At 57.3% G+C, this 20,920-nt stretch carries 19 protein-coding genes and 1 pseudogene; 10 read left to right on the forward strand and 10 right to left on the reverse strand.

Annotated elements, in window-relative coordinates; translation table 11 throughout:
* Positions 1–94: 94 nt before the first annotated feature.
* Together PPP56_RS03970 and PPP56_RS03975 are read right to left on the reverse strand one after the other, a co-directional pair.
* The gene (locus tag PPP56_RS03970; protein WP_353562739.1) at positions 95–538 is read right to left on the reverse strand and encodes a hypothetical protein; all 444 of its coding nucleotides are present in this window, start codon (positions 536–538) and stop codon (positions 95–97) included.
* 200 nt (positions 539–738) lie between these two features.
* Positions 739–1,023, reverse strand: a complete 285-nt coding sequence (locus tag PPP56_RS03975; protein ID WP_353562740.1) for a DUF2470 domain-containing protein — start codon at positions 1,021–1,023, stop codon at positions 739–741.
* A gap of 165 nt (positions 1,024–1,188) precedes the next feature.
* On the opposite strand from PPP56_RS03975, the gene PPP56_RS03980 reads away from it, so the two are divergent.
* The 4 genes from PPP56_RS03980 to PPP56_RS03995 all read left to right on the forward strand — a co-directional run bounded on the left by PPP56_RS03980 (position 1,189) and on the right by PPP56_RS03995 (position 4,632).
* Positions 1,189–1,992 (forward strand): tetratricopeptide repeat protein, encoded by an 804-nt coding sequence (locus PPP56_RS03980; RefSeq protein WP_353562741.1) that lies wholly within the window; start codon positions 1,189–1,191, stop codon positions 1,990–1,992.
* A gap of 116 nt (positions 1,993–2,108) precedes the next feature.
* Positions 2,109–2,543, forward strand: coding sequence for an acyl-CoA thioesterase (locus PPP56_RS03985; protein WP_353562742.1), 435 nt, complete (start codon positions 2,109–2,111; stop codon positions 2,541–2,543).
* A gap of 273 nt (positions 2,544–2,816) precedes the next feature.
* On the forward strand, positions 2,817–3,449 hold the full coding sequence (gene lexA, locus PPP56_RS03990) for a transcriptional repressor LexA (protein WP_353562743.1): 633 nt from the start codon (positions 2,817–2,819) through the stop codon (positions 3,447–3,449).
* 58 nt (positions 3,450–3,507) lie between these two features.
* A complete protein-coding gene (locus tag PPP56_RS03995) occupies positions 3,508–4,632 on the forward strand; it encodes a Y-family DNA polymerase (RefSeq protein WP_353562744.1) in 1,125 nt (374 codons plus the stop codon).
* 121 nt (positions 4,633–4,753) lie between these two features.
* Here the strand turns inward: PPP56_RS03995 and PPP56_RS04000 are convergent, their stop codons facing one another.
* Both PPP56_RS04000 and PPP56_RS04005 read right to left on the reverse strand, forming a co-directional pair.
* Complete coding sequence (locus PPP56_RS04000; protein ID WP_353562745.1) at positions 4,754–6,769, reverse strand: ABC transporter ATP-binding protein; 2,016 nt, start codon at positions 6,767–6,769, stop codon at positions 4,754–4,756.
* A gap of 215 nt (positions 6,770–6,984) precedes the next feature.
* Entirely contained in the window at positions 6,985–7,908 is a 924-nt protein-coding gene (locus PPP56_RS04005) for a ribonuclease Z (RefSeq protein WP_353562746.1), read from the reverse strand.
* Positions 7,909–8,128: 220 nt separating this feature from the next.
* Here PPP56_RS04005 and PPP56_RS04010 point away from each other — a divergent pair, with 220 nt between their 5' ends.
* Positions 8,129–8,548: a phage integrase N-terminal SAM-like domain-containing protein gene (locus PPP56_RS04010; RefSeq protein WP_353562747.1), complete on the forward strand. Its 420-nt coding sequence runs from the start codon at positions 8,129–8,131 to the stop codon at positions 8,546–8,548.
* Positions 8,549–8,741: 193 nt separating this feature from the next.
* Here the strand turns inward: PPP56_RS04010 and PPP56_RS04015 are convergent, their stop codons facing one another.
* From PPP56_RS04015 to PPP56_RS04040, 6 genes are all read right to left on the reverse strand, one after another.
* A complete protein-coding gene (locus tag PPP56_RS04015) occupies positions 8,742–9,080 on the reverse strand; it encodes a DUF1499 domain-containing protein (protein WP_353562748.1) in 339 nt (112 codons plus the stop codon).
* Positions 9,081–9,128: 48 nt separating this feature from the next.
* On the reverse strand, positions 9,129–9,533 hold the full coding sequence (locus tag PPP56_RS04020) for a cytochrome c maturation protein CcmE domain-containing protein (protein ID WP_353562749.1): 405 nt from the start codon (positions 9,531–9,533) through the stop codon (positions 9,129–9,131).
* 43 nt (positions 9,534–9,576) lie between these two features.
* The gene (locus PPP56_RS04025; RefSeq protein WP_353562750.1) at positions 9,577–9,825 is read right to left on the reverse strand and encodes a CcmD family protein; all 249 of its coding nucleotides are present in this window, start codon (positions 9,823–9,825) and stop codon (positions 9,577–9,579) included.
* A 42-nt stretch (positions 9,826–9,867) separates the two neighbouring features.
* Positions 9,868–10,599: a cytochrome c biogenesis protein gene (locus PPP56_RS04030; protein ID WP_353562751.1), complete on the reverse strand. Its 732-nt coding sequence runs from the start codon at positions 10,597–10,599 to the stop codon at positions 9,868–9,870.
* A gap of 326 nt (positions 10,600–10,925) precedes the next feature.
* The gene (locus PPP56_RS04035) at positions 10,926–13,394 is read right to left on the reverse strand and encodes a heme lyase CcmF/NrfE family subunit (protein ID WP_353562752.1); all 2,469 of its coding nucleotides are present in this window, start codon (positions 13,392–13,394) and stop codon (positions 10,926–10,928) included.
* A 322-nt stretch (positions 13,395–13,716) separates the two neighbouring features.
* The gene (locus PPP56_RS04040; protein ID WP_353562753.1) at positions 13,717–14,304 is read right to left on the reverse strand and encodes a DUF3177 family protein; all 588 of its coding nucleotides are present in this window, start codon (positions 14,302–14,304) and stop codon (positions 13,717–13,719) included.
* A gap of 285 nt (positions 14,305–14,589) precedes the next feature.
* Here PPP56_RS04040 and PPP56_RS04045 point away from each other — a divergent pair, with 285 nt between their 5' ends.
* The 5 genes and pseudogenes from PPP56_RS04045 to PPP56_RS04065 form a co-directional block, all read left to right on the forward strand.
* Positions 14,590–15,267, forward strand: coding sequence for a hypothetical protein (locus PPP56_RS04045; protein WP_353562754.1), 678 nt, complete (start codon positions 14,590–14,592; stop codon positions 15,265–15,267).
* A 318-nt stretch (positions 15,268–15,585) separates the two neighbouring features.
* Positions 15,586–16,086, forward strand: coding sequence for a hypothetical protein (locus tag PPP56_RS04050; protein ID WP_353562755.1), 501 nt, complete (start codon positions 15,586–15,588; stop codon positions 16,084–16,086).
* A 92-nt stretch (positions 16,087–16,178) separates the two neighbouring features.
* Positions 16,179–16,847, forward strand: a complete 669-nt coding sequence (gene rsmI, locus PPP56_RS04055) for a 16S rRNA (cytidine(1402)-2'-O)-methyltransferase (protein WP_353562756.1) — start codon at positions 16,179–16,181, stop codon at positions 16,845–16,847.
* Positions 16,848–17,284: 437 nt separating this feature from the next.
* Entirely contained in the window at positions 17,285–20,203 is a 2,919-nt protein-coding gene (locus PPP56_RS04060; protein ID WP_353562757.1) for a glycosyltransferase family 117 protein, read from the forward strand.
* Between the two features lie 303 nt (positions 20,204–20,506).
* Positions 20,507–20,710, forward strand: a pseudogene (locus PPP56_RS04065) (cold-shock protein); the annotation flags it as partial.
* Positions 20,711–20,920: the final 210 nt, after the last annotated feature.

Below are 20,920 nucleotides of genomic sequence, written 5' to 3' on the forward strand. Positions count from 1 at the left end.
GAAGCCGAAGCGCTATGCATCGGGCGCGACGTTCAGTAGACATGAGGCCGCGACGCATGCGAGTAAACGTGTAGAGGGAAGTACCTTCGTGCCGTTATGCGCCCGCTGATAGACCGGCCTTCGCATGATCGTCGAACGGCGACCCTTCGTCGGTGGCGTGGCGCATACGCACTGCTTCTGCCCAGGCGGCCGTGAGCAGGTCATAATCGTGTGCGGTGATGTCTTCGTCACCCGTATCGGTAGCCTGAAAGCCGTAGGCCACAGGCGAAAGACTTGCGCGTGGACTCGACCCCATGTTCAACAGATGCGACCGACCAAGTCCGAGCCGGTAGTCGCCGTGCATCTGTCCCAACACGCAGTGCGAGCTATCCGACAGCTCAAGCGTAACCGGATCGACCGAGCGATACCAGTGGGGATTAACTGAGTCAAGATAGGAGGCGCCACGTTGCACGCGTTCGCGCGCCGACGTGGGCGAGATATCGTACGACGTGGCTCCTGTGAGCCAGCCACCGGTTAACGTGTGAATCCAAGACCACATAAGCGCACAGAAGAAAGCTGTAAAGTACAACGGAGGGCCACTGCAATACATATCTCATACATGCACGACACACACGCACTGCTTTGCGCCCCTTTCACAATACGTAACGTACTGGCAAGTCCAGAGTTGCGTCTACGATGCATAGTGTTTGTGGCATGGAGCGCATCTATCTGCTCGCACAGTCTTATACATCTAATGCGTTATGCATCCAATGCGGCGCGAGCTTTCTGCGCGAGGGCTACGAGCCGGTCGTGGGCCTCGCTGGGGTCGCTGAGTGGAGGGTCAAAAGGGATGTGAACACGCCCTTCTGCTTCCGGCACCTGCAGCGTCATCCCCTGCGCATCCAACCCGAGCATCCGGATCTCCTCATCGCCGGGTGCTTTACCGGCGTACTCGGTGAAGGCGCGCACGTACAACCGCAGAGCATCGGCGTGGTCTTCGTTCATGTGTGTAATGATGCGAGCTTCAGCGTCTTCAAAAGACATAGCTATAGCGGGGTTACCTGAAACGAGCACGCAACTATGAGAATGGAACTGTGAGGCTACTACTGTCAGTGTACTACTGTGAGAAATCGCCAAACAGAGAAGCAATTCTACATGTTTCTCGTCTAATGCAGTGTATTCCATTTCGTTCATCTATCTGTTGTTGCTATGGAGACGACTGCATCCGACTTCTCAACCGATGTTATTGAAGCGAGCCGCACCACGCCTGTGCTGGTGGACTTCTGGGCACCGTGGTGCGGGCCCTGCCGGCAGCTTGGCCCCACGCTGGAGCAGCTTGATGCCGAGCGCGACGACTGGAGGCTTGTAAAAGTGAACGTGGACGAGCATAACGACCTGGCCCGTCAGTATGGCGTTCGCGGTATCCCGGCGGTGAAGCTGTTTGTCGATGGCACCGTGGAGGCTGAATTCACGGGCGCACTGCCCCGGCATGCTATCGAGAAGTGGCTGGATGAACATCTGCCCAGTGAGGAAAAGGAGACGCTTCGTCAAGCGCAGGCTGCGCTCCGCGACGGACGCCGCGAGGACGCGGCCGAGCTGCTGGCTCCTCTTGCAGAGAGCAAGGAGGCCTCTCCAGAAACGCGGCTGCTGTTAGCCAGCGCACTGGTGTTCGATGCTCCCGAGCGGGCGCTCACGCTTATCGACACGCTCGATGTGGCGGATCCGGCGCTTCGTCAGCAGCGCGAAGCGGTGCAGACGCTTGGACGCCTGCTTACGCGTGATCCGGACCTGCCCGATACCGACACGGCTGCCACGTACCGCGAGGCGCTTGCGGCGCTGCGCGAGGAGGCGTTCGACGATGCGCTGTCGCACTTTATCGATGTCGTGCGCGAAGACCGCTCTCTCGACGATGACGGCGCCCGCAAAGCGTGTGTGGCGCTCTTTACGCTGCTCGGGCCCGACCATCCGGTAACGAAGACACACCGCCGTACGTTCGATACCTCGCTCTATTAGGCAGCCTATCAACTCCGCTGAATCAGAGGCCCTGCTCTACGCGATGCTCTTTCAGAAAGGCGTAGCCGTGGCGCATCCCTCTATACTTTTACTTTCTTATTGTTTACCCCCGCTCTATGCCCAAGCCGCGCGTTGACATTCCCGACGATGCTACGTCCATGTACATGGCCACCATTCCGGTACGGTGGGGCGACATGGATGCTTTTCAGCACGTGAATAACATCCGGTTTATCCAGTACTTCGAGCAGACGCGGGTTGAGTGGCTGAACCGGATTCCAGATACAGGGTGGATGGGGGGCGCAGCCGGCCCGGTTGTAGCCCACACAGCTTGCGCGTACAAGCGTCCGGTTACGCACCCAGCAACCGTGCAGATTGAGCTGCTATCTGACGCGCCCGGACGTTCCAGCATCCAGACGTACTATCGCGTAACGACAGCGTCCGCACCGGATACCGTCGTTGCACGCGGATCGGCGTCGATCGTCTGGATCTCGTTTGAAACCGGGCGCCCCGTTGAGCTCCCTGCGCCGGTACGCAACGTACTCCCCGGATAGCCCCGAACATGCCGCTTCAGAACGATGCGAAGGTCCACTCTGCAGGGGTGGGCCTTTTCTTATTTGGGACTGCGTGTTGGGGCTGCATCTCTTGCTACCGTGCCTCTGGTCACGATGTACATTTGCATACTTCGTTTCTGGTTCATATCATACCACCGTAACTGATTACGGTGGTTGCAAATTGCGCATTGGAACGAACTCTGTCGTTTCTGTTGTGCGGTCTCTATTGTGCCGTCTCGTATCCGTCCTCTTACTCTTACGGTTTTTAGCTGCATGAGCAGTCTTACAACACGGCAGGAACAGATCGTGACGTTCATTGCCGACTACATGGGGATGTACAGCCGTGCCCCCACTGGAACGGAGATTGCCGACCATTTCGGGTGGAGTTCTCCCACAACGGCCTACGAGCAGCTTCGGTGGATCGAGAAGAAAGGCTTCATCGTACGCGAGCGCTCCGGATCGCGAGGCCCGCTTCGGCTCTCGCTGACCGACCGGGCCCGCCGGTTCGTCGACGAGGGGTGGATGATGCTCGGCCGCATTCCTGCGGGGCCGCTCTCGGATGTGGCCGGCGAACACGTGGATCTCGTCGAGGGGCTGGAAGACCTGGTGCCTATTTCGCTCAAACCGGGCGACTACTTTTTGCGGGTTGACGGCGACTCGATGGTGGATGCAGGGCTCGCCGAGGGCGCCCTTGTCGTAGTGCGATCGACCCAGGAAGCAACCAGTGGCGACATCTGCGCGGTCTGGATTGACGGCGACGGCGGCACGCTGAAAACGGTTCGGTTCGAGAAAAACACCGTGCACCTGATTCCACAAAACAGCGCATACACGCCTACCCAGTACCCCGCCGAGCGCGTTCGCATTCAGGGTGTGGTCGTTGCCGTGCTCGACATTCGTCGCGTTTAAGCACTACCTGGCCTTCGCCCTACAAGTCTGTTTTTTTTACTCATAGCCTCTTTTTCCCATGATCGGCTGCCTTTACGTACCCGAGTATCCCGCATGGTCGCTGAACTACCTGCATGCCCAGCACGGACGCACATCCGATGCCGGGGTCGCAGCTACCGAGTCGGAACAGGTTGTGGCGGCAACGCCCGCAGCGCAACGTGCTGGCGTCGTATCGGGCATGTCGCTTTCGCATGCTCAAGAACGTGCACCCGATGTGCGTTTCTTGGCGCGGGACCCGCGAGCCGAGTCGGCCGTCTGGGTTGACGTGATGCAGGGCCTTAACGCATACACGCCGCGCATCGCCTCGGTGCGGCCGGGTACGCTGTATTTTGATCCGGTGGATACGGAGCAGCTGTGCCACCACCTGGAAACGCTGCACGTACAGGCGGCACTCGCCCCCGACCGGCCCGCAGCCCGCCTCGGCGCACTGTGCGCGGAACCAAGCACGCTCATGCGCCTCGGGCATGACGACACCGCTTCGCTCCTCTACCGGTTTCGGACAGAACGGCTGCTTGAACTCGGCTATCCGCTTGATATGCTGGAGGTGCTAACGGAGCAAGGGTACGATTCACTGGCCCCCCTGCAGACGATATCACGGCGCTGGCTCGTAGATGCTTTCGGAAGTCATGGCCGGCGCCTGCATGCGCTGCTCCACCCGTCACGGGTCGATCGGTCTCCAGTGCCATTCTACACAGCCCCCTCCACCGTGATGCGTGCTATGCACTGGGATCAGCCTGCTGCCTACTGGGAGATGATTCAGCCTGTTCTTGCGCGCCTGCTCAGTCAGGCTGTTAGCAAGCTCGGTGCGCAGACCTGTCAGCGCATCACGGTGCAGATGGTTGATGCTCAATCGGGAGCGGTTCTGCGCGACAGCCGCCTCCTACAGCATCCGACCCGGACGCGGAGTGCGCTCTCGCCCGTAGCGCACCAGTTATTACGTGCTCTCATGCAGCCTGGTCTGGAAGTGAAAACGTTGCGCGTCATACTGGGTGTGCTGTCAATCCCGGAGGTCTACCCCGACGTGTTTTTTCGGACTGCTCCGCCGCTCGCTGTATCTTCAGAACTGCGAGGCCGGAATGAAACGACTGAGGTCGCTCATCCTGCCGTGGAAACACCTGCCTCAGCTCTGCGGAAACGGGTGTGATGCCTATCAATCTATTGCCTCTCCTTTGAAATAGCACGGGCCTCACACGGGCCGGAAAGCTACTTCGACAGGTTCGTACCAGCAGCGAGTGTTTCCTCGTCATCTGCCGCGCGCTTCGCAATCAAGCCTGAACGGACTCCTGCACGCCTTCGGGCTCTTGCTCGCGGTACTGCATTTCGTACAGGCGGCGGTAGAGTCCGTCGACCTTGAGCAGCTCATCGTGGGTGCCCTGCTCACGTAGTTCGCCCTTGTGCATCACCAGAATCTGGTCGGCATCGCGAATCGTGGACAGGCGATGCGCAATGGCAATGGTCGTACGGTCTTCGGTAATGGCTTCCAGCGCATTCTGAATAAGCGTTTCCGTTTCGGTATCCACGCTCGATGTCGCTTCGTCAAGAACCATCACCTCAGGACGATAGAGCAGCGCCCGCACGAACGCCAGCAGCTGTCGCTGTCCGTGCGAAAGCGAAGCGCCTCGCTCTTTCACATCTTGCTGATAGCCGTCGGGCAGCTGTTCAATGAAACGATCGGCCTGTACCATGCGCACAGCTTCTTCGATCGCCTCGCGCGATATATCGTCGTTGCCAAGGGTCAGGTTCTGTTCGACCGTGCCCGAGAACAAGAACACATCCTGCAGCACCATGCCAATGTGGCGACGCAGGTCGCGCAGTCGCAGCTCGCGAATGTCGACGCCATCAAGGAGGATGCGTCCATGCTGAATATCGTAGAAGCGCAGCAGCACGTTCATCACGGTGGACTTCCCGGCGCCGGTAGCGCCTACAATCGCAGCCGTGTCGCCCGGCTCAACGGTGAAGGAGATGTCGCGCAACACCCATTCGACTGACTCAGCCGACGCTGGTGCGTCAACGCGGTCTACGTCGTCGTAGGTAAACCACACGTTCTCGAACGTGATGCGCCCCTTGATCGCATCGAGCTCGACAGGGTCGTCGTGCTCTTCCAGGGCCTTGTCGTCATCGAGCAATCCAAAGATACGCTCAGCCCCAGCCATAGCGCGCTGTAGCGTATTGTACTGATTTGAGAGCTCTCGAATCGGCTCGAAGAACTGCCGCGCGTACTGGATGAACGCAATAAGCACACCCAGAGTAAGGGCCGGACTCACCATAGCCTGTAGCCCCCCGAACCAGAGCACCGCAGCTACGGCCACGTCAGCAATAATCTGCACCGCAGGCCAGAAGATAGCAAAGTAAAAGATCGTCTGGACCTGTGCGTTGCGGTGGTCATCGTTGATCTGCTTGAAGCGTCGCATCTCTTCCTGCTCGCGGTTGAAGAGCTGCACGATGCTCATTCCCGTGACGTGCTCCTGAATAAAGGAGTTGAGTCGCGAGATCTGCTTTCGGGTTTCGCGGTAGTGCGTACGCACGTGGTTCCGAAACCAGAACGTAACCCACACCATGAGCGGCATCACCGTAAGCGTTACAATCGCCAGGGTGGGGTTAATCGCAAACATGAAGTAGGTGATGAACACCAGCCGAAAGAGATCCCCCAGGATCACGACCACCCCTGAGGAAAGCACATCGCTGAGCGCCTCAACATCGCTGGTCGTGCGCGTAATGAGGCGCCCTACCGGCGTACGGTCGAAAAACTTGAGCGGCTGGCGCAGAACAAAGTCGAAGACGGTGGTACGCAGATCGTAGATAGCACGCTGGCCGATCCACTGTGTCATGTAGTTCTTGATGAAGGCAAACACACCTTCTGTAAGAAGTGCCACAAGCAGAAACAGGACGATGGCCTGCAGCCCTGTTACCCCCCATGTACCGAGCGATTCGGCCTGTGCAATAATCCACCCTTGAATTCCATCAGCACTTCCTCCGCCGTCGACAATGTACTGGTCAATGGCGATCTGGATAAGCAGCGGACGCAACGGGCCAAGCATGGCCGCAACCAGCGTGATCAGCAGCGCAAGCACAACCCACCCGGCGTACGGCTTCAAGTATTTCCCGATGCGCGTTACCAGACGACTATCCATCTGGTTGAAACGTTCTTTATCGGAGGGCTCTTCTTTTCCCTTGTACGCGTCACCGGCATCCGACATGTTGGCCGCGTCATCAGACGAGCCGTCGCGCTGACTACGATGCGATTGATCCGAACCGTTTGAAGTTTGCGAGCTTGAGGCCACGGGCCAGGGTGTCTTTTACGAATCTACGTGGTACAACACACAACAGGGTGGGCTGCACATATCGTCTCATCAACTCTTCCCGATGACAGCGGGTTGCGTGTGTAAGCACGAAATGCTTCGGCAATCACACTGCCGTTACGGATTGCGAGGGTATGCGCTTGTGCCGCATTTCACAAGACTGCGCTGAAGCCTTTCGCTTCCTTGCGTAACTGATTTCAACGTGCACCGACGCGGTACGATTGCATTTCTACAGCACCATCGGTATTCGGGTGGATGCGCCGCGCCTCGGCTTCGAGCGACGTCCAGTTCTCGTACCGGGCGCTCAGATGCCCGAGGAGCAGATGCTTCGCTCCGGCTTCGCGTGCGGTCTGCGCTGCCTGCGAGGCTGTGCTATGCCCCGTTTCGTGCGCGCGTGCCGCATGGTCATCTGCAAACGTCGCGTCGTGATAGACCAGGTCGGCGCGCGATGCCAATGCGCGACTCCCTGCACACGGACGCGTGTCGGTTACATAGGAACAGGACACGCCCGGACGTGGGGGCCCAAGCACCTGCTCGGGTCGGACGTGTGTACCGTCGTCGAGCGTTACGGCACGCCCGGCTTTCAACCGTCCAAAGTCGGGCGGGTGCGTGACGCCAAGAGTGCGTGCCCGTTCCGCATCCAACTGCCCAGCACGTGTTCGGGTTGCCCATCGATAGCCCATCACAGGCACGCGATGCTCAAGTGCGCGAGCCTCGATCCATGCATCGGGGCTTCGCCACACTGTGGTAGATGCCGGGGGCGGAGATGTTATGCGCAGCATACATGCAAAGGGAAGATCATCTGGAGACGCCCCGGGCGTTGCCCTGAGCCAGGTAGCAAGTTCGGGCGGCCCAATGCATACAAGCGGATGCGTACGCTGGTGCATCGCCATCGATGAGAGCAGTCCGGGCAGTCCGTAACAATGGTCGCCATGCAGATGTGTAATCGCGATCACATCGATACGCGAGGTCGATATATCGGCAGTGCGGAGCCGGTACTGCGTTCCCTCCCCACAATCAAACAGCACATGGCGCCCACGATGTGTAAGAAGGGCTGCCGAGAGATGGCGTCCGTGTGCAGGCACAGCTGAAGCGGTTCCCAGAGGAGTAAACGTAGGCATTGCAGCACCGGGATACGGCAAGGATACATAAGAATGCAATTGAAGAGCAGACAGGCACATGCTCCAATGGCGCACCTTAAGAGGCGATGGTTTCTCACCTGTCTATGGCAACAACGCGCACACGGAGATGCGAAGCATATGCTATGCTGTACATGGTAGTTCTCTGCATACCCACGCTGCCCATTGCTTCTTTTGTCCCTACCACGTGAGCAACGTTCCCATGAGTCCTGACTCCTACCGCCTCCCTGAGGGCAGTTCGCGCGCTGCCCAGGCGCTCCGCACCGTAACATCCACGATCCAGCATCACGATGCACTGATGCGCCAAGCACGTGCGCTATACCGGATGAGCGGTGCTCCGCTGCACGAAGAGCCAGCTACGATGTATTGGATTGATCGCTACCTGCACTTCTACGACTCCAAGCCGCTTTATCGGCTGGACGCCAACCATGTGGCTGCCTTCCTGTCATTTGTAGCCACAGTGGCGACATGTGAAGAAGCCGAGTCTGCGCTGCGTTTCTTTCACAGCCGTGTGCTGCATCGACCGTTACCGGATGATCTCACGTATCACCTGCGCGAGACGTCCACGCCAGAGCGCCACAAGGCATCGGCCACCCGGTCGCTCTGGTCACTCCCTGCGTAGAAGCATGATAGCAAGGCGCTAAAACTGAAGTGTTGTCGCTCTACCTGTTCTGATCACGACCGGATCGATAAGATAGCTACAGGTTTGCGATTCGCCTTCGTGTTACCAGCGCTCCACGACTGTGAACTACGTTTCGGGGGCAGCACCAGGAGATATTTCGTTACGGGCTACAGGCCCTTAGAAGTACGGGAGCTTAAAAATGGTGAGCCAGTGCCCTAAAGAAGCGGCGCACGCGGCGCTCATTAACACCGAGATCACTGTAGCCGACCCGACTTGCACTACGGATATGCAGCGTGCTTCCCCCCTTATCTGACGGACGTACAGCGATGTGAACATCGTCGTTGAAGACAAAGGCTACACGGTATACCGCCTGGGCCGAGCGGTTATCGGGGTCGGTCTCACAGGAGATAGGATTTAGATCAGCAAGGGCTGCAAGAGCCGCACGGTAGACCCGCTGAGGCGCGGCCTCGAATGTGCGCTGTACGCGCTCACAATTCGGTGTATCAGGACAGGGTGGAACAGGAGTCGGCACAGCGCTGATTCGGTCTATGGATAGAGGAGGTGCAACAGCTAAGCGCGTTCACGGCATTGAAGAAGCATCAGCCTGCTCTTGCAATCCGCGCTCGTCGTTGTACTTCGACGGGCACTTCACCAGGATATAGTCGGCAATAAATACGTCATCGCCGGCGTAGCCTTCAATAACGAGCTGCTCGGCTTCTTCGAAGTTAGCCGGCTTAGGATCGTTGTACTGCACCTCACGAACAACGCCTGCCTCATCGCGCATGTGAAACGTAAAGACATTGCGCTCCACATCGTAGTTGGTTGGCTGTTCCTTAACCCAGTCGCCTACAACGTGGGCTTTGGCACCACTGGCTTCGGCTTCAGCAAAGCCCATGTAGCCACCAACCTGGCTTCCAAAGTTGAAGAACAGCAGGGCTCCGAAACCAATCATGAGCACGAAGCCGATAATCTTTTTAGGACGCATGGAAAAATTAGAAACTGTTGGGGTAAAGGAGGAAGTACGTCCGCTATCTATCTTCTGAAATCGAGTCGTCTACGCGGCGTTCCAGCCTATCGATTTTTTGGTCGGTCCGGTAGAGATAGACCATAATACCGATCCACACAATGAGCAGTACCGCCACAACAACGTAGATCTTACCATCGGCCGTCATGACCTTTTCAAGCGCATCGGGCTCGGCTGTTGGCATAGGCGTTTCGGTCCACGTCGTGTCGCGGGTTATCACGTCAGCAGCAGACTCAACAGGGTGGATTGTCATACGTGGGAGGTCTATCAGCAGGAAACGACAGCCGCAAGATATTTAGCGGGAAGGAGTGAGCAGTGCAGAAGCGCGCTCACGCCACTCGACGACAGCCAGTCGCACGCGCTGCGTATACATCATCCAGAACAGCCCAAAGAAGGCAAGCACCGACGGATAGAAGATCCACCGCATAGATGGAGCCAGGTCCGACTGCGAGAGTGCAGGGCTGCCATCAGCACCGGGGTGCAGACTTGCCATCTGGTTCGGTAGGATGTAAAGCAGAAACGGCATTGTTACGAAAGCAAACAGATTGTATACTGCTGCGATACGCCCTCGCATGGCATCGGACTCTACGCTCGACCGCAGTGCAAAGTAAGCGCCGTAAATCAGCATGAGCACAAGCGCCATGCTCTGCTTGGGATCCCAGTTCCACCATTTGCCGGTGCCTTCGTACCAGGTGAAGCGTGCCCACACCATACCGGTTATGAGCCCGAGAATCCCGAACGCAATAGCCAGGCGTGCCGCCTCGCGCGCACGGATGTCACGCACGATGTTTCCGGTACGCAAATACTGTGCTGAGTGGTAGGCCGAGACAAGCGTTGCCCCCATCAGGGTAAACCACATGGGCACGTGGAAATAAAGGCTACGTGCCGACTCTTCGATGATGGCAAGTTGCGGTATCTCACGTAAGAAACCGAGCACGATCACCACCGACATCGTGACGAACACAGCCCCCTGAATGACCCGGTATAGCCGGGGGCGGCCAAGTACTGGAGGGGGGGAAGCAGCCATGAGAAGCAGCGGGTATAGTGCACGATTACGTTACATGGTACAATGAGACTGCCGGGGTATTCCCGGACCGCCGGTGAATTCAAGGCAAAGCAGAATTGTATCTTTTACCTCGGAATGCTTTTCATCCTATGTCCCCTACAGTCCCATGACCTCACGTCTTGTGCCTTTCCGTCCGTATTGAATACGTTCCGCCTCGTCTGCAGCGGCAGCATTACCGTGAGCCGATATACGCAGGCAGCATGGATAAAAGCTTACGCATGCCGGCTATTGTCACGCATGCCGACTATCGATAGTGAGCAAGTCACGTGCCTACCATCGATTTTGCATCATCGACTTTGCACGTCTTGCACGCGGCGTACCAGAGCGATCACAAACCCGACTGAGAGCATAATAAACCCGATCCAAACCAGACTAATGAGAGGTTTGACGCTGGCTTGAACCACAACCCAGTCGTCGGGCATCACGTCGACACCATCAATGGCAAAGTTGGCGCGCCCTGTGTCTACATCCATATCGGTGAAGGCGAGCCGGATGTCCCAGTCTTCAATATAGGCTTCTACGTACCGCTCTTGGTTGTCGTGCGTTACCATATAAACGGGATCGAGGCGACGCATCTCATTCGTTGCAAGGTCTGTCATCTCAATGACGGCAGCCACCGCCAATCGGGTATCGCCAGGGAGGTCGTGTTCGGGCACCTCCATATCGAATCCCTTAAACGCGATTGCGTATTCATCATTGCCGATTACCGTCGAATCGCCCCGAGCCAGCTGGAACTCGCCACCAGTTACATCGGGATCGTCGTCAATTCCTGTAGCGGCGCGTGGTGTTACAGCGACGAACAGATCCTGCTCAAAGAATTTCTTTACACCCGGATGCATGAACCACTGGCCATCGTCGGCTTCATAGGCTTCAGGGGTCAGCGTGTAGCTTCTGCCCTGCCGGTCGGTAATATCAAGCACGTACTCGTCGCGTCCATAGTCGTTGACGGCACGGTCGCGGTACGTTACCTCGTAGCCGCTCACGACGCGGGTTTCACCACGAGCCAGCACAAAGTTCTCGCGCGCGGTGTTCTCGATATCGGCGGTTGTACGGATCTGGTCGAGCAGTGGGAGGGGACGGTCGAACGCGCTCGACGCAACAATCCCCAGCATCATGATGGCGAACCCGATGTGCGTAACTGCCCCACCGGCCATACGCGGGTTTCCGCGCCCAATACGCCAGAGCACAGCTCCATTTCCAAAGAGCGCGAAAAATGAACCGAATATGAGCATCAGCAGCATGAGGGCGTAGCCGTACGTATCCCAGAAGACCCCGAAGCCTTCCGTAAAGCTCGCCTGCGCGAACTCTTGGGTAGGCACGTCAGCTGGCAGAATGACTGTCTGCTCAGCAAAGGGCGTGAGCACCAAGATCGCGATTGTCGCTGCAGCAGCTGCGGCGAGCGGTTTGATAACAACCCGATTGAGCTGTTCCACGCCCATCTTGCTCCACCACATAAGCTGTCCAACACCGGCTAAGAACACCAGCCCCAACGCAAGCGGAAGCGTCCACCGGTTGTAGAACTCAATGGGTACCGTTGAGGGCGATTCGTGGAAAACATGCCCGAGAATAGGTGTACTTGTACCCAGAATGACCACAGCACTGATGGCTGTAAGGATCATAGCGCCCGAGAAGATCATGAACTCACGCGATATGATACGCGGCTCCTTATCGGGCTCGGGGAGCTCGTTGTAGCGCCAGGCAAACATACCCAGGCCCAGCACCCCCATCCCCACGATCCAGATAAGCAACTGGTTGTAGAGCCCGAGATCCACAAAGGAGTGTACTGACACATCCCCAAGGATGCCGCTACGGGTCAGAAACGTGGAGTACACCACAAAGATGTACGCAAGAATGCTCAGGATGAGCGCGGCCTTGTGGCTTGACCCGCTTTTTTTCTGGACCAGCATGGTGTGAAGAGCGGCCACGCCCAGAAGCCACGGTACGAGCGATGAGTTTTCGACTGGATCCCACGCCCAGTAGCCGCCAAACGAGAGCGTTATGTACGCCCAGTAGCCGCCCATGGCGATGCCCACGCCAAGCATCAGGATGGCAAAGATCGTCCAGGGAAGCGCAGGACGTACCCACTGCGTATATTTGCGCTTCCAGAGCGCCGATATCGCAAAGGCGAACGGCACAACCATCGAAGCAAACCCCATGAATAGCACTGGAGGATGGATCGTCATCCACGGGTTCTGTAGCAAGTCGTTCAGACCCTGCCCGTCAGCAGGAATGAAGTGCGGGTTGTCCTGAAAGATCGGCGCAGTCGGGAATTTCTCAGCGAGCGTCATAAACGGAGACGCGCCGATCGGCATGCTCCCGAACTGAAGCCCTACGACCATCGAGAGCAATGCAAACTGGCAGAGCGCAACAACAGCCATGACGGGCGCTTCATAACGGCGCTTCACGTAGCTGATGAGCAGCCCCCCGGTTACGCACATCATGATTCCCCAGAACAGGAACGACCCCTCCTGTCCGGCCCAGAACGCCGAAATCAAATATCGAAGCGGAAGTTCATTTGACGTCTGCTGGTACACGTACGCATACTGGTACTGATGGGTTAGCAGTAGATACCACAGGATACCCGAGGCAACGAGCACACCGGCTGTCATTGCGCCCCAGGACCAGCGTCCGGCCCGCGTCCATAACCGTTTTTCGGCACCGACATTTGTCTGCGCTGCCCAGAAAAACGTGATACCCGACAGTGCACAGGCCACGAAGGCGGTGATAATGAAAAGTTCGCCTACTGTACCAAGCATAGAAAGACGACCAAGAGGGGAATGAGGGTACGTACGTTACCTGAAAATTAGGATCTGGTCTACAGTTCCTGAAAGCTCACTCCAGAGGCAGGTGCACGTCCGTATTCATCCTAATTTGCGCGCACGCTTTCTACAGGGTATAACACGGGAGAAGTGTGTAATTCAGTCGGATGCAGACCGCATCTGAATACGCTTCCTGCGATACGGGCGCGATACGGGCGCGATAGCAGGTCATGGGATGCAGCATCGCGGTACCAAGCAGCACCGTATGGCGATTTGCCTGCTTCTCCCTGCTTATTTCTATCTTCTTGTTCTCGCCCGCCTATGACGAGGGCATCTCAGATGGCATGCGTTGGCGCAGGCGGTACATAGTCGCCATCAGATACAGCGCGTACAGGCTAAGGGCAGCCAGCGCCCATCGACCGAGCAGCCAGGGATCTGCAGCATCATGCAAAAGAGCGCTGTACGCCTGAGGCGGCCCGTACCATGCCTGGCAGGCTGCGCTCGCATCCCCTGTAACCGCACACGACAGCAGCGGAAGCATCGACAGCAGCCCTGCGACCGAGTAGACCACCACGAAGTACCACCATGCCCGGTAGACACGCGCCTGCCACGAGGTCGGTTTAGGAAGCGGGTTTGTCCATAAAGCCCCGATATCGCCGCGCCATAGCACCAGTGGAATGATTGCCCGCGCAGCCACGCTGGTCACGAACCCAAGCGTCATCTCAGCGATCCAGAGGTACACTGTGATGCCCAGAAGCGCTGCAGCCCGCCAGTATGCCAACATGCGCTTGCGCACATCGGGGCGTTTCACCGAAGCAAGAAGCAGTGCCAGCGGCACAATAATGAGCGTAACCGTGGCAAACGCAAACTCTGCGTAGGCCACGCGGTGCCAGTCAAGTGAATCCATCAAACAGTGCACAATTGGAGAGCATCAATGTTTATTAGGATACAACGCATATATCACTGTTTCCACCTGCCCCATAACGCGTTGTCTCATGCGCAACGAAAACGACCTTCCCTGTGGCCCGTAGCCCGCCTGGAGCCCGTCTACTGGCCCCTGCATTGAATCTTTAATTCAATACTATGCCTGCCTCTGCATTTCTGTCGTGATGCGTTGTATGTTGAGCGCATGCATTCTGTGAAGCAACGCACCCTGTACGTGCTTATTTTTTCTCCTATCCCCGACTTTTACATGCCTCCGTTACGCTACGCCTTCACGATAAGCCTTGTAGCTCTTTTTCTGATTTTGGGATGCGAGGCGGATGCGCCCTCTCCTGAATACGATGCCGCTACAGATGCTCCTGCACATGTAGAAACCAATGCTCAAGCAGAGTCTGCACAGGATGCATACTGGGAGCGGATGCGCGCCCAGTGTGGCAATGCCTATCCCGGTGCACTTGAGCGCGAACCCGAAGGCGACGAGATGCTCGATGGCGATGAGATGCTCATTGCTCATTGGCGTGTGTGCGAAGACGACCGTATCGAGATTCCCTTTCACATCGAAACCGACGAGGGGTGGGACCGCTCCCGCACATGGATCCTAACACGGCATGAGCATAGCATCGAGATACGCCATGACCACCGCACTCCCGACGGCGCGCCTGACGAAACCACGATGTATGGCGGGTTCACAGAAAGTGCGGGCACGGAAACGCGGCAGGAGTTTCTGTCGGAGGAGCGCACCGAGGAGACGGGCATCTGGCGTGGATGGCGGCTGGACATTGAGCCGGGTACGCGGTATAGCTACGGCACCGTACGAGGCGAAGACTGGAGCTGGCGTGTCGACTTCGACCTCTCAGAACCCATCGATCCGCCTCCGGCTCCCTGGGGCCACGAAGATACCCCCCCATCAGAAACACCTGATGCATAACGTAACCCTACCCCCGCGTGCCTCGTTAATGTGTTAATGTATAGGCGTCTGGAAGGGTGAAGGCGTGGATAACTGGAAGCTGGGCGACCAGAACGCCCAGCCGCTCATCCCTCTCCACCGGTTCACAGCCCTTTCATAGCCAGATCCGGTGGCGCGCAGACACACAGTGCAGACACACAGTGCAGCAACGGGACAACCGGACCTGGCATAATCCCTGATTGGGTAGTGGGTAGACGCTAAGTGACAAAGCTATCAGCCACTGCAGGCTTGTCTTGTTCGCCATCATCCGCCTCTTTTTCCATTAAACCGCCCTTTTCTATGCGTATCCAATCGATCTTTATTGGTGGCGTGGTCGTCGGCATCCTGAGCACATCGTACCTCTCGCTCATCAACGTGCTATGTTGTCTCGGCGTCGTGCTGGGTGGGGGCGTTGCCTCGTGGCACTACGTTACAACCACCCGCACCGCCATCGACCCGGTCGAAGGCGCCACGCTTGGTGCCGGCGCCGGCATCGTAGGCTCGCTCTTAGGCGGACTCTTCGACTGGATCCTGCGTCCGCTCAGTCTCGACGGGGAATCCATCATACAGGGGTTCTTTGGCGAAGAGTTTGAGCAGATGATGCAGGGCCAGGAACAGGCCATGCAAGAACCAGGACTCGGTGCCATGATCGTAGGGCTTATCATGGGCGCCATTCTCTGGGCTGTCTTTGGCGGCATCGGAGGAGCAATAGCAGCCTCATTGGTTAAAGGCGACAACGATGACACCCCACACCCGGAGTCCGACACTCCGAGCGATCCCCGCGACGAGCCGTCGTGGTAAACCGGTCCATGCGTGGTCCATGCTCTGAAATACGCGCATTCGGGACGTTCATCTTTTATACTACGCTTCGCCCGTCACATTTCGCCTGCAATATGCTGTACCTTGTTCCTACCCCCATCGGCAACCTCGCCGACATGACCTACCGGGCCGTTGACCAGCTCAAACAAGCTGACTTGATTGCCTGCGAGGATACACGCACATCGGGGGTATTGCTCAATCACTACGGCATTGACACCCCCACCACAAGCTTCCACGCGCACAACGAGCATGACAAGACTCCGCATCTGGTGCAGCGCATGCGCGTCGGCCACGACGTTGCGCTCATCACTGATGCAGGAAGTCCGGGTATCTCTGATCCAGGGTTTTACCTGGCACGCGCTTGCCACGAGGCCGGCGTTCCCGTATCGGCGCTCCCCGGTGCCACGGCTTTTGTGCCTGCGCTCACGGCCAGCGGGCTTCCATCGGACCGATTCGTGTTTGAGGGATTTCTACCGCGTAAGAAGGGCCGCTCTTCGCGTCTTGAAACCCTCAGCACTGAGCCCCGCACGCTTGTCTTTTATGAATCGCCCTATCGCCTTGTGCGCACCTTGAGCGACTTAGAACAGGCGTTTGCATCCAGCCGGGATGCAGCAGTTGCACGCGAACTCACCAAAGTCCACGAGGAGATGCGCCGCGGCTCTCTGGAGGAGCTGCGTAAGTACTACGCAAGCCAATCGAAAGTCCGCGGTGAATGCGTAATCGTCGTGGCAGGATACGAGTAATACCCGCCCGAACATCCACGCCGCACCCGCTGTCAGGGAATGGAGGGATCAGAGCGTGAAGGGGTTGAACGAAGAAGCACCGACTCTCTTCCATCCCCCCGTCTCTGCACGTACCGTGCCTGCTACCGGGTCTATTAACGGCCCTCATGTACCTGGCCCGCTAACGTAGCCCTCTCTTATGAGGCTTCATAGCGATCATAGTGAAAGCCTTACTGAACTTCTGCTTCTTCGATCGCTTTGCTACCACCGGTTTGGATCCGTGACTCTTTCGCTGCATTGACTTCTACGTTTTCCACATGCACTAAGCTACGCGTTCTGCCCGTGCAGTCTACCTTCCTTTGCCACACTGCCCGGCAACATTGCGCCCTTGACACACGCGCTCATCGCGCACAACTGCACTACCTGTTATCGCTAATTCCGTAGTTACAGCCTCCTACATGAACTGGTCGCGTCTCGACCGGATTATCCCGGCCGCTCTGTTTACGTTTGCTCTTGTTCTGTACGCGCTCACCGTGGCTCCTACGGTATCATTCTGGGATCCAGGCGAGCGCATTGCCGTGTCGAACACGCTGCAGATTCCTCACCCTCCAGGCGCTCCCTTTTACATGCTGGTGGGTCGGCTCGTGTCGATGTTCGTGCCAGCCGCATATGTAGCGCTTTCCATCAACCTTATCTCGGTAGTGTCGAGCGCATTCGCGGTGCTGCTCACGTACCTTATCATCCAGCACCTCGTTCGCGAATGGCAGGGGCCGTTCGACAGCTGGAGCAGTGACGTGCGCATCCGCGCTTACATCGGAGGGCTCGTCGGCGCTCTGACGCTCGCCGTTTCTGACTCGTTCTGGTTCAATGCAGTGGAGGCCGAGACGTATGCCCTCTCCACGTTCTTTACAGCACTCTGCGTGTGGCTGGCTATGAAATGGAGCGAGTACGCCCGCGCCGAAGATCGGGACCTGGCCCGCGGCGTGAAGCACCTGCTGGGCTCGCCGTCAGAGCGCTGGCTCCTCGTGATTGCATATCTTTACGGACTTGCCATCGGTGTTCACCTCCTGAGCCTGCTTTCGCTCTTCTTTGTTGCGCTCATCGTGTTTTTCCAGCGCTACGACAACCCTGAATGGGCCTTCGCAACCCGCCTGCAGTATCTTGCGCTTGCCGGCGGCATCTCGTCAGGGATCTTCCTGCTCCTGTATCCAGGAATTATTCAGGGACTTCCGGCGCTTCTTGCTGCGACAAACGCTCCCTTCTTTTCCCTTGCTGCGATTGTAGCTGTCATCGCATATGGGTTGTATACCACACACGCAAAGCAGATGCGCGTGGCCAACCTGCTATTCTTGTACGTAACGCTCGCTCTGATTGGCTATTCCTCGTACGCCCTTATCCCAATCCGAAGCGATATCGATCCGCCGATCGACCAGAACGACCCGTCATCGCTGGAGGCGTTCATCTCATACATGTCGCGCGAACAGTATGGCAACCGTCCGCTCTTCTCGGGGCCCTCGTACAACGACCGACTGGGACGTGTAGAACAGGACAACGAGAAGCTCTTCCCGCGCCGCTGGTCACCCGATCCACGTCATGGCCAGGTCTATGACCGCTACAACTCCGACCTCGACTTCTTTCTCAGGTACCAGGTTGGACACATGTATACGCGGTACTTCCTCTGGAACTTTGCCGGCCGTGCTGCCGACACCCAGGATGCACCTGCTGCAACAGGAATATCTTTTCTCGACCCCGAAATCGCCGCTGCGCCCCCTGAACACGCTACCCCCAGTGAGCACGCAGGGCGCAGCGTGTACTTTGCTTTACCGCTCTTGCTCGGACTGTTTGGCATCTTCTACCATGCCACTCATGACTGGAGGCGTGCCACTGCCCTCGGTGTGCTCTTCTTCATCACCAGTATAGGAATCATCCTGTACCTGAACCAGACGCCGCTGCAACCCCGCGAGCGTGACTACTCCTATGCCGGCAGTTTCTTCGCATTTAGCCTATGGGTGGGCCTTGGCGCTACCGGACTTATACACCTGCTCAAGGACTCTATTCGCGATGCCTTACCGCAGGCAAAACGCCTGATCACCATGGCCGTGGCCGGCGGAGTGTTACTCCTCGCCGTGCCTGGCTGGATGCTCTCTCAAAACTACGAGAGCCACGACCGCTCGGGGCGCTACCTGGCATACGACTACGCCTATAACATGCTACATAGCGTAGACGAGAATGCCATTCTCTTCACCAACGGCGACAACGACACCTTTCCGCTCTGGTATCTACAGGAAGTTGAAGGGGTACGCCGTGATGTCCGTGTCGTCAACCTATCACTGCTTAACACGTCCTGGTATATTTCGCAGCTTAAAAACCAGCAAGCACGCGACTCAGCCCCCCTGCCTTTCTCTTTCTCAGATAGCCAGGTCGAACAGCTACGCCCGCGTGCCTGGCAGGCTCAGGACGTCTCGGTCGACGTTGACCCGGAAGCGGCACTAACTACCGGAACGGTCCACCCGTCTGATTCGACACGCATCGCCTCCCCCATGAACTGGCGCCTGGAGGGGCGTCCGTTCGACCAACAGAGCAACATGCTCCAGATCGCAGACCTCGCGGTCTTCGACATCATACGCACGAACGCCCAGCAGGGCTGGGAGCGACCTATCTACTTTGCTGTGACCGTGGCCCAGGGCGGGCGCCTTAACCTTGACGACTACCTGCAGCTTGAGGGACAGGCCTACCGGGTAGTTCCCGTGCAGCATGACGTTCGATTTGGGCGCGTGGTGCCTGACATCACGATCGACCGGATGCAGGACTTCCGCTTCCGGGGCCTGGCAGACCCGTCCGTCTATCACGACGAGAATGCACGGCGCATGGCCGATGGCTATCGGCTCTTCTTTTCGCATGCCGCCGAACAGTGGGCCAACGACGGCGAACATGAGGAGGTGCGGGCCTTCCTCGACCGCTTCAGTGAACAGGTCCCCTTCGAAACAATTGCGGGCAACCTGCAGAGCTATGTGCTCATGGCACAGGCGTATGAAGCGCTGGGCTCGGCCGATCGCGTTGCCGAGATCATGGTTGGGCTTGAGCCGCTTGTCTTTGACGAGCTGCGCACCGCTACCGACACGCAGGACTTCCTGTTTGCACTACGCTTTGCTGGGTCTGTACGGATGAGCTACATCGAGGCCGATCGGCCCGATCGCGTGCAGGCGTTTGACCAGACGTTCGACCGTCTGCGGCAGGAGCTGCCCTACGACATCCCACAAGATATCTTGCGTGACTACGGTCTTACTGACGCTCCTGCCCCTGACGAACCGGACGACGTGGTACCCGACCCAACGCTGCCGAGCATGCCTGAAGGTCAACCTGTACCTAATCCCTAAGCGTCTTTCACCAGATGGATAAGCTATCTGTGCTCCACATACGTGGAAATGGGCAGTTCGTGGTACCCTATAAGCGATTCATTTCACGAATCACTTGACAGGGTACATCTCTGCACTATATATTCGAGAATGTGAGGTTCATGCGCCAACGTGCTCCCACACAGCAGCACTCCACGGAGCAGAAGTGCCATGAGACATGCTGCTGAATCACAACACATTTGTGCTGTCGCAGGGGGGTATGCGAATTCTCTCCTACGGCAGTGTCGCGCGCGTTTTCATATGAAGGCTTGGCTGTAAAATATTATGGAGCAGAGTACAGTAAAATGGTTCGATGCCAAAAAAGGGTACGGGTTTATTAATCATCCAAACGGAGGCGAGGACGTGTTCGTCCATTACTCGCAGATCGATTCTGACGACGATTTCAAAACGCTACATACCGGGCAGTCTGTGCAGTTTGAATTGAATGACGGTCCCAAAGGAGTACATGCTGTCAGCGTTCAGGTGGAGGAGTCTGAGGATGACGCAGCAGATATAGATGGTGCAGCATCCGCTTCCGATAATTTTTCCATATCGCAGGAATCGACTACTTCGGTTGAGTCGCATCTGTAGCCTTGCACATAGGTCTACGGGCAAGCGCTTGAACATTAGGCAGTATCTAAACCTTCTCGCATGCTAAGAGCCTGTTTTGATTTCTTAATTTGGGCACCCCAGGAGTAC

Origin of the sequence: Longimonas sp. (assembly GCF_040409695.1) — a bacterium.
In the GTDB taxonomy this organism is placed as follows: domain Bacteria; phylum Bacteroidota; class Rhodothermia; order Rhodothermales; family Salinibacteraceae; genus Longimonas.

Bases quoted from the DNA above. Each gene is read 5' to 3' on its own strand.
- PPP56_RS04020 (WP_353562749.1), bottom strand. From the start codon at position 9,533: ATGCGTCCTAAAAAGATTATCGGCTTCGTGCTCATGATTGGTTTCGGA.
- PPP56_RS03985 (WP_353562742.1), top strand. From the start codon at position 2,109: ATGCCCAAGCCGCGCGTTGACATTCCCGACGATGCTACGTCCATGTAC.
- PPP56_RS04040 (WP_353562753.1), bottom strand. From the start codon at position 14,304: ATGGATTCACTTGACTGGCACCGCGTGGCCTACGCAGAGTTTGCGTTT.
- PPP56_RS03980 (WP_353562741.1), top strand. From the start codon at position 1,189: ATGGAGACGACTGCATCCGACTTCTCAACCGATGTTATTGAAGCGAGC.
- PPP56_RS04060 (WP_353562757.1), top strand. From the start codon at position 17,285: ATGAACTGGTCGCGTCTCGACCGGATTATCCCGGCCGCTCTGTTTACG.
- PPP56_RS04010 (WP_353562747.1), top strand. From the start codon at position 8,129: ATGAGTCCTGACTCCTACCGCCTCCCTGAGGGCAGTTCGCGCGCTGCC.
- PPP56_RS04035 (WP_353562752.1), bottom strand. From the start codon at position 13,394: ATGCTTGGTACAGTAGGCGAACTTTTCATTATCACCGCCTTCGTGGCC.
- PPP56_RS04050 (WP_353562755.1), top strand. From the start codon at position 15,586: ATGCGTATCCAATCGATCTTTATTGGTGGCGTGGTCGTCGGCATCCTG.
- PPP56_RS04025 (WP_353562750.1), bottom strand. From the start codon at position 9,825: ATGACAATCCACCCTGTTGAGTCTGCTGCTGACGTGATAACCCGCGAC.
- PPP56_RS04045 (WP_353562754.1), top strand. From the start codon at position 14,590: ATGCCTCCGTTACGCTACGCCTTCACGATAAGCCTTGTAGCTCTTTTT.
- PPP56_RS03995 (WP_353562744.1), top strand. From the start codon at position 3,508: ATGATCGGCTGCCTTTACGTACCCGAGTATCCCGCATGGTCGCTGAAC.
- PPP56_RS03975 (WP_353562740.1), bottom strand. From the start codon at position 1,023: ATGTCTTTTGAAGACGCTGAAGCTCGCATCATTACACACATGAACGAA.
- lexA (WP_353562743.1), top strand. From the start codon at position 2,817: ATGAGCAGTCTTACAACACGGCAGGAACAGATCGTGACGTTCATTGCC.
- PPP56_RS03970 (WP_353562739.1), bottom strand. From the start codon at position 538: ATGTGGTCTTGGATTCACACGTTAACCGGTGGCTGGCTCACAGGAGCC.
- PPP56_RS04030 (WP_353562751.1), bottom strand. From the start codon at position 10,599: ATGGCTGCTTCCCCCCCTCCAGTACTTGGCCGCCCCCGGCTATACCGG.
- PPP56_RS04005 (WP_353562746.1), bottom strand. From the start codon at position 7,908: ATGCCTACGTTTACTCCTCTGGGAACCGCTTCAGCTGTGCCTGCACAC.
- rsmI (WP_353562756.1), top strand. From the start codon at position 16,179: ATGCTGTACCTTGTTCCTACCCCCATCGGCAACCTCGCCGACATGACC.